The organism is Romboutsia sp. LXY-2 (genome assembly GCF_056171995.1).
Genome location: NZ_JBKFGI010000011.1, coordinates 216,654 through 226,709, shown reverse-complemented (window position 1 = coordinate 226,709; position 10,056 = coordinate 216,654). Strand labels below are relative to the sequence as shown.

The window sequence follows — 10,056 nt, the reverse complement described above, 5'->3', positions numbered from 1 at the left end:
TTTAATTATAATTACTAAATTCAAATTGTTGGAACGCCGTATGAGGGGAAACTCTCACGTACGGTGTGAAGGAGGGGAAAAGATGGAGATAACTTCAAAGTCTTACCTATTCCTATACCGTTCAGTAGAACTAGAACTTGAACTTTCTCAAAAAGGGAAAGACGAGATGCTAAAAATGGTTCAAGATATATCTAACATGGTAAACATCCACTATATAAGACAAAAAGAACCAAAAGGATTAGGACATGCTATCCACTGTGCAAAGAGCTTCATCGGAAACGAGCCTTTTGTAGTACTTCTTGGAGATGATATAGTAGATGCAGATACTCCATGCCTAAAGCAACTTATAAACTGCTACGACGAATATAAAACATCTGTACTTGGTGTTCAACAAGTTAAAACAGAAGATACATGTAAGTACGGTATACTAGATGTAAAACACATAGAAGATAGAGTATACAAAGTAAAAGACATGGTCGAAAAGCCAAACGTAGAAGAAGCACCATCAAATATAGCTATACTAGGTAGATATATAATAACTCCAGCTATCTTTGATATACTAGAAAATCAAGAGCCTGGTAAAGGTGGAGAGATACAATTAACAGATGCTCTTCAAACTTTAGCAGATCAAGAAGCAATCTATGCATACGACTTTGAAGGAAGAAGATATGATGTAGGTGACAAATTAGGCTTCTTAGAAGCTACAATAGATTTTGCACTTAAGAGACCAGAACTTAGAGATGATTTAGTAGCATTCCTAAACAGTAAGTTTGAACCAAATAAAACAGCAAATAATGAAGATAGTGCAATAAAAGAAGTTGCAATAGATTCAGAATAAGAAATATATTATAGCTAAAGATCATATCTTTAGCTATAATATATTTTAAGGAAATTTATATTTCGATAATTTTTGATATAATACTAAAAAATATTTTTAAGTTATATCAGAACAAACTAATGTAAAGAGGGAGAAAAGATGAAGTCATTTAAAAAGATAGCTATAGCCCTAATCTGCACAATATTTGTCATAGGTCTTACTGGATTTGGGTATGTATACTACAAGTTAAACTCAATATATGTAAAAGAAGAAGCTATTAAATTAGAGAAAAAAGAGAAAGAAGAAGCTAAAATAGTTGATGGTGTAACTAACATATTACTTGTAGGTACAGATGGAGAAAAGGTAGAAAAAGGGAATAGATCAGACTCTGTAATGCTTGTAACTATAGATAGTGTTAAGAAAGATATAAAGATATCTTCTATAGCAAGAGATACATATGTAGATATACCTGGATATTCAACTGAGAAACTTACACATGCATATGGATATGAGGGGATAGATTTACTTAAAGAAGTATTTAAAGTAAACTTTGATCTGGATATAGACAAGTATATAGCAGTTAACTTTGTGTCATTTATGGATATAATAGATGAGCTTGGTGGAGTAGAAGTAACTGTTGAAGAAAAAGATATAAATGAAGTAAACAAATATATTGATGGATGTTTTGATTACTACTACAGTAGAAAAGATAAAATGGAAAAAGAATATATAACAGAAGCTGGCACTCAGAGATTAAATGGATATCAAGCTCTTGCTTTTAGTAGAATAAGATACACTGATAGTGCTTATGCAAGAGACAATAGACATAGAGAAGTAGCCGAAAGTGTATATGAAGAATTTTTAACAAAAGGTCCTAATGAATATAAAAGATGTGCTGATATTTTATTAGCTAATACTAAGACTAATATAAGCCCTATGGAAATGATGAACTTAGGATATACTGTATTAAAGATAAATGACAAAGAGATAGAACAGTTCCAATTCCCTATGGAAGAACACAGAAATGGACATATAATAAGCAAGGAAAAAGGCTGGGTACTAGAGTGGGATAAGGAACCTAACTTAGAAGCTTGGCACAAGTTTATATATGGTGAAGATAATAAATAATAATATAATTTTTAAAATAAGTCACTTAACATGTGTTTTGCTAAGTTCGTAGAAAAATATCTACGAACTTTTTTTATCATTTATTAAAGTATCAATATAAATATTAGATGAAGGAGCTAGAATATGAATAAAAAAATATTAATTACAGGAGGAGCTGGCTTTATAGGTTCTAACTTGATTAAGTATATGGTTAATAAATACCCTGAATATAGCATAGTAAATTTAGATTTATTGACTTATGCAGGAAATCTAGATAATTTATTAGATATTGAAGATAAGGTAAATTATAAGTTTATAAAAGGAGATATTTCTGATAAAAGTTTTGTATTTAACTTATTTGAGGAAGAGAGATTTGATATAGTAATAAATTGTGCAGCAGAGTCACATGTTGATAATTCTATAAAAGATCCTGGTATATTTATTATGACAAATGTTATTGGAACACAGGTATTATTAGATGCGAGTAGAGAGTATGGAGTTAAGAGATTTCATCAAATATCAACAGATGAAGTGTATGGAGATTTACCACTAGATAGACCAGATTTATTATTTACAGAGGATAGTATTATTAACCCTAGCTCACCCTATTCAGCATCAAAAGCTAGTGCTGATCTATTGGTTTTATCATATTTTAGAACTTATGGTATGGATGTTACTATATCTAGATGCTCTAATAATTATGGACCTAATCAACATAATGAAAAGTTAATACCTCTTATGATTAAGAAGATTATTAACGATGAAAAGTTACCTATATATGGTGATGGAAGAAATGTTCGAGATTGGTTACATGTTTATGATCATTGTAGCGCTGTTGACTTAATAATTCATAAAGGTAAGGCAGGAGAGGTTTATAATGTTGGTGGAAATAATGAAAAGACTAATTTAGAGATAGTAAAGATCTTGCTAAATGTGCTTGGAAAGTCTGAAGATTTAATTAGTTTTGTCAAAGATAGACCTGGTCATGATATGAGATATGCAATAGATGCTAATAAGATTAAAGAAAAACTTGGATGGAATCAAGTTTATGATTTTGATAAGGGTATACGTGAGACTGTAAAGTACAAATTAATCTAAACTAATTAAAGGACCCCTTATGAGTCGTTTTTTATTTACATCTATAAAGGTAGGCTTGGATTAGATACAGATGCTAAGGTGTTGTATACGTTTATTGATGGGAACTTGGTGTATAAAGCATTGTCAAAATATTAGTTATTAATATATCATTTGTGCCTTATTAAGACATAGGGGATTAATAATAGAAGATAAATAATTTTTTGTAGGAAAATATATACATCTAATAAATGTATATATTTTCATTTTATGATAAAATAATACTAAGGAAATGATTATAAATATATAGTAGTTGAGGGGTAAGATATGAAAAAACAAGAACAAAAGATAATAGTAGGAGGGGTACTAGTAACGGCTTTAGCTACAGCAGGATTTTGTACAAGCCAGGGTAGCTTAGCATCAGCGGATAACTACAAGAGTCCTCCAGCTCATGTATTAGAGGAAGAACCTAAAGTAGAAGAAGAAAAAGAAGAAGTAGAGGTAACTGAGGAAGAAGCGACACCGGAGGAAGAAGTAGAAGTAGATACAGAATCAGTAAATGATGACGATGAGAGCAATGAAGTGGTAAGGCCAGAGCAAAATGAGAGACCGAATCAAAGACCAACGCCAAACCCTACACCGACGCCAAATCCATCACCAAACCCTACACCAAATCCAACTCCGACACCGGATCCAGAGCCGACACCAACACCAACACCGGATCCAACACCAGATCCTACACCAACACCGGATCCAACACCAGATCCTACACCTACTCCGGATCCAACACCAACACCAGACCCTACACCAACGCCGGATCCAGTACCAACACCAGAGCCGACTCCACAACAATAAAGGTAAAAAATATAAATAGGGACTATGTTTTAACAGTTGACTCTTATAGAATAGAGTCGGCTGTTTTATTTTGTCGTATTTTAGGTTTAAAATGTATTATAATATTAAATTTATGCTATAATAAAATCATTATTATTAGACAGGGGGAGTAAAGACATGATAGATATACATTGTCATATAGTGCCAGGTGTAGATGATGGAGCGAAGACTTTAGAGGATGCACTTTCAATGTTAAAAATAGCAGAAAGCGAAGGAATAAAAAAGATAGTAAATACTTCGCATTATCATCCTCAATTTAAATATACTAAAGGGGAGGAGCTATTAGTAGAAGTAGAAAATTTTAATAAAATCATTAAAGAAAATGGAATAGATGTCGAAGTTATAATAGGTAACGAATTATATTTTGATGATAGTTTTTTAGAGTGTATTGAGAAAAAAGAGTTTTATACTTTAAACAACAGTAGATATGTCCTTGTAGAGTTTTCACCTACTAATTTTCCTAAGAAATTAAGCGAAGTGGTCTATGAGTTTAAGATAAGAGGTTATGTGCCTATACTTGCTCATGTAGAAAGATATAATGATATTCAACAAAATCCAAGCTTATTAACTGAGGCAATAAAAGAAGGGGCACTTATACAAATAAATGCTTCTAGTGTGCTAGGTAAAGGTAGTAGTGAAGCTCATAGAATAACTGAGCTTTTATTAAAAAATAGTATAGTACACTTTGTAGGTACAGATGCACATGGGCCTGAAAGAAGAAGACCTATGATAAGAGAGGCATATGATTATGTATGTGAAGAGTATGGAGAGAAAAAAGCACAAAGATTATTTATAGAAAATCCAAGTAGAGTCATAAATAACGAAGAAGTAGAAATAGTGGTAGAAGAAGAAGACATTAAAAAGAAGAAGTCCTTTTTCTCAAAGTTTTTTAAGAAAAGTAGTTAATTATTTTAGTATTTAATATTAAATATAATTTTATTCTACATTTTTCTACAAAAGCTGCAAAAACATATATACTTTTAAACAGTTTTAATATATAATTAATTTGTTATAAAATTAAATAGGCAAACTTAGAGAAATCCAAGGACGCAAAGCTAAAGGGGCTAAGGTAATATACTATGCTAGCCAGCTGCCGATAAGAGATAATCTTATTGAAGTAACACTTATTTGATAAGTGTTTGTTTTGATGGCAGCTACCTTTATATAAGGTAGTTTTTTTACGCTTAAAAACATGTTATAGGATTATAGACTTCTAAAGGGAGAGCCTATAAAAATATTAAGGAGAATAGTGTGAAAGATAATATTAAAAACATTAAAGCAATTATAATTAGTATAACTTTAACAATAGTACTAGTGCTGACTTTTGCTGCTATATTATTCAAATTGGAAGTGTTAAATCCAACAACATATACAAAAGCATTTGAAGAGAATAAGATATACAGTGAAATCTATGAGGATATAGAAATAGAAATTAATAAGTACGTAGCTGACAATAACTTACCTAAGGGTATTTTTGATGATGTTATTAGTAAAAGTGATGTAGAAGAGGTAGTAAATAATGATATATTCTCTGCTGTGGGATACATAAAAAACGAAATGAAAAAAGTGCCTCCAATAAATATGTCAGTTTATGAATCTAGAGTAGAAGAAAGTTTAAATGAGTATGTAGAATCTGATGAATATAAAGATATTGTAAGAGCAAATTATTATAACAATGATTTTGAAAAATTAGATGTAACTGTGGTAAAACAAGAGATATTAAATGATATTGAAGATAAATTAGCAATTATAGATAACAAAACTTTAGCTGATTCACTAGGAATAATAAAGATGTCTAAGTATGCAAATATATTGGATAGTGGATTAGTGATAATAGCATTAATAGTGGCTGTATTTGTTCTTTGTGGATTATACTTCCCTATTTGGAAGAGAAGAAAGAAAAGAAAGTTTGCATGGATGGGAGCAGCTATGATAGCTTCAGGACTTCTTATGATTATAATAGGTACTGTGGGCTCTATAACTGGAGTGTATGAAAATGTAGCTGTAAATGTGCCTTACTTAGGTACGGTTATAGGAGTTGTAATAAAGGGATTAATAGGTAAGTTTAGATTAACTGGAGCAGTGTTATTAGTAGTTGGGTTATTAACAGCTAGTGTTTATGTAAAGTCTAAGCTTAAGAGAAAAGAAGATCTTTCATTAAAATTTGGATAATATATAAATAAACTCTAGAAATAGAGTTTATTTTTTTTACTTATTAATGGTTAGAAAATTAACATTCAAAAAAATACAATTCAAACATAATATTACAAATATCGACAAATAAAAGTGGTAGAATAGACAAAGAAAATTACTTTTACATTATCAACAATTAGAATTATCAGCAAAAAGGGAGAAAGAAATGATTATAAAAAGAAACAAATTTGCAAAAGTAATCGGTGCAATTTCATTATGTTTAATAATGAACATCTCAGTAGTAGATGCACACTCAGGGAGAACCGATTCTAATGGAGGCCACAGAGATAATAAAAATGTATCCGGTCTTGGAAGTTACCATTATCACCATGGCTATGGTCCACATTTACACACAAATGGTTGCCCATATGGAGGTGGTACAACTAATGGTAGTGGAGGAGTAAGCGGCTTATCAACAGTAAATACAGAAGAAAAAGAAAAAGAATCAGCTAGAACAAAGGGATATAATGATGGTTATAACGCAGGTTATGCAGGGCAGTTAAGCAACAACTCTTACTCAGGGAATTATAGTGATTTATATTCATCAAAATACAGTGAAGGTTATACAGAAGGAACAAAAAAGCTAGAATCAGAAAAAGATGAAGCAAATTCGAAAGGCTTTGAAATAGGGGTTACAGGAGCAACTATAGATACTAGTATATATAGTAATGAGGAATTAAAAAAAGCATATCATGAAGGGTATAATAAGGGAATCAAAGAGTACAAAGATAATAAAATAAAAGAATATAGCGCTATTGGTCTAAAGGATGGTAAAGAGGATAAGCCAAGTATAAATTTAGAAAATATAGATGTAGCGTTTAAAAGAGCATATCAAGAAGCTTATGATAAGGGACAAGTCATATTATCAGAAACTTACATGGAACAAGGATATAAGGATGCATTTAAAAGTACCGAGTACAAATCTCCAGCTTATGAAAATAATAAATATAATAATTGGTACAAAGAAGGTTTTGATAAAGGGATTAAGGATATAGAGCATTTAAAAGAGGTTGGATATAGTGATGGTTATAATAGAAATGAACAGAGAGTACCTGAAGGATTAGGTTATGGAAAAGGCTTATATAATCATTATTATGCTAAAGGAGAAGAAGTAGCAGATAAAGAAGCTAAAGAGGCAACAATGACTTTTAGTGGTGTTGCAGTAGCTGGTTGGTTATTAAGAAGATTTTTAGTAGCTAAGAAAAGTATTATGTAAGTAGAGGTGAATAGTATGTCAATATATAGAAATGTATGTTATAAGGTTGAAAATTTCTTTATAAAGAGAATGAGTAAGAGTGAAAGTGATTTGAAGGAGAATATGAAAAAAGCTCAGCTTTTTAGAGAAAATAAAGAGCGGGATAAGATAGAGAAGAAAAATAGTAAGAGAAAAAATAAGAGATTAGCAGAAGAAGCTATTTAAATAGTAGGCATATTTGCCTACTATTTTTTTACAATCCTTACTCATACACCCTTCTTGCGAAAGTAGTAAACTTAAATCGATCAGGTCTATGCCTAGACTCAGTATACTCAAACAAACTCCCATTATCCAAATACACAAAATTACTAATCACAGCAACCAAATTATTATTCTTCAAATCCAGATATTTCTTATCCAAAACACTACAAGGAACCACAGACACTATCTTCTGAGCACCGCTTATTTTAAGCCCTAACTTGTTTTCTACATACTCATAAATAGAGTTCATAGCATCAGCCTTAGTAATATCTTTTACAATATTAGAATTTAAATAATTAATATCGAGTATAACGTTCTCTGTATCAATATTTCTCACCCTTACCATATATATCACTTTAGTACCAACAGTAAACCCCGATTTATTGCTAAAAGACTCATCTACAATCATCTCTTCAAATATAGGAATATCAGTACTATAATTCAAAGAATTATTAGATGAAACCTCTTTGAAACTTTGTAATCCACCTACTAAAAACTTAAGAGGTTGTTTTTCCATTACAAACACCCCTTTGCCATGTACACTAGTCACATATCCATCTAGTGATAGCATTCCAATAGCTCTCCTAATAGTATTTCTACTTACTGAAAACATATCTTTTAAGTCATTTTCAGAAGGGAGCTTTTGACCGGGCTCATATTCATTAGAGATTATTTTATATTTTAAATCATTATATATATCTATGTATTTACCTACAGCCATTAAACTTTTATTCCTTTCTATATATTTATAAAAGTAATTAATCTATTTTTTATAAAACTAATTAATCTATTATTTATAAACTAACTATTGAGCATTATAGACTTATTATAACAATTTTATGTAAAATAGTCATCAAAGGATGTAAAAAGGCTAAATATATAAACACAAAGCATTAGATAATAGAAAAAGTAGAAAAAAATAAAACTTGTTTAAACAAGTTGTTGACATACTTGTTTAAACAAGTTAATATAATAGTACAAAGAAAACGTTAACAAGGAGGTTTTGAGATGGGAAAATACAAAAATGATGCAATAGAAATCGTAAAACTAATTGGGGGCAAGGAAAACATAGTTAGTGGCTCCCATTGTGTAACAAGATTAAGACTAGTACTAAAAGATGAATCAAAAGCAGACACCAAAGAATTAGAAAAATTACCTATAGTAAAAGGAACATTTACAAATGCAGGTCAGTTCCAGATAGTAATAGGTACAGAGGTAAGTGATTTATATAAAGACTTCGTAGAAGTAGCAGGCATAGAAATAGTAAGTAAAGAAGAAGTAAAAAAAGCAGCGCAAGAAAATATGAACATAGTGCAAAGAGTTATCAGTGGACTAGCTGAAATATTTATACCAATATTACCAGCTATCATCACAGGAGGTCTAATATTAGGATTTAGAAATGTTATAGGTGACTTAGCGGTATTTGGAGATGGAACACAAACACTTACAGCACTGTACCCAACATTAGCAGAAATACACAGTTTCCTATGGATACTAGGAGAAGCGATATTCCACTTCCTGCCAGTAGCAGTAACGTGGTCAACAGTTAAAAAGTTTGGTGGTTCAGAAATATTAGGTATTATATTAGGTATTACATTAGTATCACCACAATTATTAAATGCTTATGGATATGCATCAGCTGCAGCAGAAGGTACTATACCATTTTGGGATTTTGGATTATTCACTATACAAAAAGTAGGATACCAAGCACAAGTTATACCAGCAATAGTATCAGGAATACTATTATCTAAAATAGAAACAAACATGCGTAAAGTAGTACCAGATGTACTAAAAATGATAATAATACCATTCGTAGCGCTATTAGTAACAGTATTACTTTCATACATTATAATAGGACCTATATCTCGTACAATAGGTGATGGAATAGCAATATTCTTCAACAGGTTATTAACAGGACCATTCAAGATAGTAGGAGCAATAATATTTGGTTTAACATATGCACCACTTGTAATCACAGGATTACACCACACATTCATAGCAGTAGACTTACAATTAATAGCAAACGGTGGAACAATGATATGGCCACTAATAGCACTTAGTAACATAGCACAAGGAGCTGCAGCATTTGCAATATACACAGTATGTAAAAATGATCCTAAGATGAAATCAATGTCACTATCAGCTACACTATCAGCTTGGTTAGGAGTTACAGAACCAGCAATGTTTGGGGTAAACTTAAAATATAAATATGCATTCTATGCAGCATTGATAGGATCTGCATCAGCGGCTACAGTGTCTATACTTACAGGAGTATTAGCAAACTCAATCGGTATAGGTGGATTACCAGGATTCTTAGCAATCCAACCGCAATACTGGGTATCATTTATAATAGCAATGGCAGTAGCAGTAGTGGTTTCATTTGTATTAACACTAGCTTTTCACAAAAAGCAACAACTATCAAATAAAAAAAACAAAGCAACAGTTTAATAAATAAAAAATAAATCAATAAATTAATATTAATAAAGATGCTACTATTTAATATTAAAAATATATG

The 10,056-nt window shown here is 30.9% G+C and carries 10 protein-coding genes and 1 riboswitch; of the genes, 9 read left to right on the top strand and 1 reads right to left on the bottom strand.

The window, feature by feature from the left end:
- Positions 1-82 precede the first annotated feature (82 nt).
- The 8 genes from ACI48P_RS17095 (at position 83) to ACI48P_RS17060 (ending at position 7,505) form a co-directional block, all read left to right on the top strand.
- Positions 83-838 carry a UTP--glucose-1-phosphate uridylyltransferase gene (locus ACI48P_RS17095; protein ID WP_475217966.1) on the top strand — a complete coding sequence of 252 codons (756 nt, stop codon included), beginning with the start codon at positions 83-85 and terminating at the stop codon, positions 836-838.
- Between the two features lie 138 nt (positions 839-976).
- Positions 977-1,945, top strand: coding sequence for an LCP family protein (locus tag ACI48P_RS17090; RefSeq protein WP_475217964.1), 969 nt, complete (start codon positions 977-979; stop codon positions 1,943-1,945).
- Positions 1,946-2,068: 123 nt separating this feature from the next.
- Positions 2,069-3,022, top strand: coding sequence for a dTDP-glucose 4,6-dehydratase (rfbB, locus tag ACI48P_RS17085; protein WP_475217961.1), 954 nt, complete (start codon positions 2,069-2,071; stop codon positions 3,020-3,022).
- A gap of 303 nt (positions 3,023-3,325) precedes the next feature.
- Positions 3,326-3,853, top strand: a complete 528-nt coding sequence (locus ACI48P_RS17080) for a hypothetical protein (protein WP_475217959.1) — start codon at positions 3,326-3,328, stop codon at positions 3,851-3,853.
- A gap of 156 nt (positions 3,854-4,009) precedes the next feature.
- Positions 4,010-4,798 carry a tyrosine-protein phosphatase gene (locus tag ACI48P_RS17075; RefSeq protein ID WP_475217957.1) on the top strand — a complete coding sequence of 263 codons (789 nt, stop codon included), beginning with the start codon at positions 4,010-4,012 and terminating at the stop codon, positions 4,796-4,798.
- A gap of 108 nt (positions 4,799-4,906) precedes the next feature.
- Positions 4,907-4,990: riboswitch (cyclic di-GMP riboswitch) on the top strand.
- A gap of 153 nt (positions 4,991-5,143) precedes the next feature.
- Positions 5,144-6,064 (top strand): hypothetical protein, encoded by a 921-nt coding sequence (locus ACI48P_RS17070; RefSeq protein WP_475217955.1) that lies wholly within the window; start codon positions 5,144-5,146, stop codon positions 6,062-6,064.
- A gap of 187 nt (positions 6,065-6,251) precedes the next feature.
- Positions 6,252-7,301, top strand: a complete 1,050-nt coding sequence (locus ACI48P_RS17065; protein ID WP_475217953.1) for a YHYH domain-containing protein — start codon at positions 6,252-6,254, stop codon at positions 7,299-7,301.
- 15 nt (positions 7,302-7,316) lie between these two features.
- Positions 7,317-7,505, top strand: a complete 189-nt coding sequence (locus ACI48P_RS17060; protein WP_475217951.1) for a hypothetical protein — start codon at positions 7,317-7,319, stop codon at positions 7,503-7,505.
- A gap of 37 nt (positions 7,506-7,542) precedes the next feature.
- Here ACI48P_RS17060 and treR read toward each other — a convergent pair whose 3' ends face one another.
- Positions 7,543-8,262 (bottom strand): trehalose operon repressor, encoded by a 720-nt coding sequence (treR, locus tag ACI48P_RS17055; protein ID WP_475217949.1) that lies wholly within the window; start codon positions 8,260-8,262, stop codon positions 7,543-7,545.
- 287 nt (positions 8,263-8,549) lie between these two features.
- Here treR and treP point away from each other — a divergent pair, with 287 nt between their 5' ends.
- Positions 8,550-9,989 (top strand): PTS system trehalose-specific EIIBC component, encoded by a 1,440-nt coding sequence (treP, locus tag ACI48P_RS17050; RefSeq protein ID WP_475217948.1) that lies wholly within the window; start codon positions 8,550-8,552, stop codon positions 9,987-9,989.
- Positions 9,990-10,056 lie beyond the last annotated feature (67 nt).

Bases quoted from the DNA above. Each gene is read 5' to 3' on its own strand.
- ACI48P_RS17075 (WP_475217957.1), top strand. From the start codon at position 4,010: ATGATAGATATACATTGTCATATAGTGCCAGGTGTAGATGATGGAGCG.
- ACI48P_RS17060 (WP_475217951.1), top strand. From the start codon at position 7,317: ATGTCAATATATAGAAATGTATGTTATAAGGTTGAAAATTTCTTTATA.
- ACI48P_RS17080 (WP_475217959.1), top strand. From the start codon at position 3,326: ATGAAAAAACAAGAACAAAAGATAATAGTAGGAGGGGTACTAGTAACG.
- ACI48P_RS17065 (WP_475217953.1), top strand. From the start codon at position 6,252: ATGATTATAAAAAGAAACAAATTTGCAAAAGTAATCGGTGCAATTTCA.
- ACI48P_RS17090 (WP_475217964.1), top strand. From the start codon at position 977: ATGAAGTCATTTAAAAAGATAGCTATAGCCCTAATCTGCACAATATTT.
- treP (WP_475217948.1), top strand. From the start codon at position 8,550: ATGGGAAAATACAAAAATGATGCAATAGAAATCGTAAAACTAATTGGG.
- treR (WP_475217949.1), bottom strand. From the start codon at position 8,262: ATGGCTGTAGGTAAATACATAGATATATATAATGATTTAAAATATAAA.
- ACI48P_RS17095 (WP_475217966.1), top strand. From the start codon at position 83: ATGGAGATAACTTCAAAGTCTTACCTATTCCTATACCGTTCAGTAGAA.
- rfbB (WP_475217961.1), top strand. From the start codon at position 2,069: ATGAATAAAAAAATATTAATTACAGGAGGAGCTGGCTTTATAGGTTCT.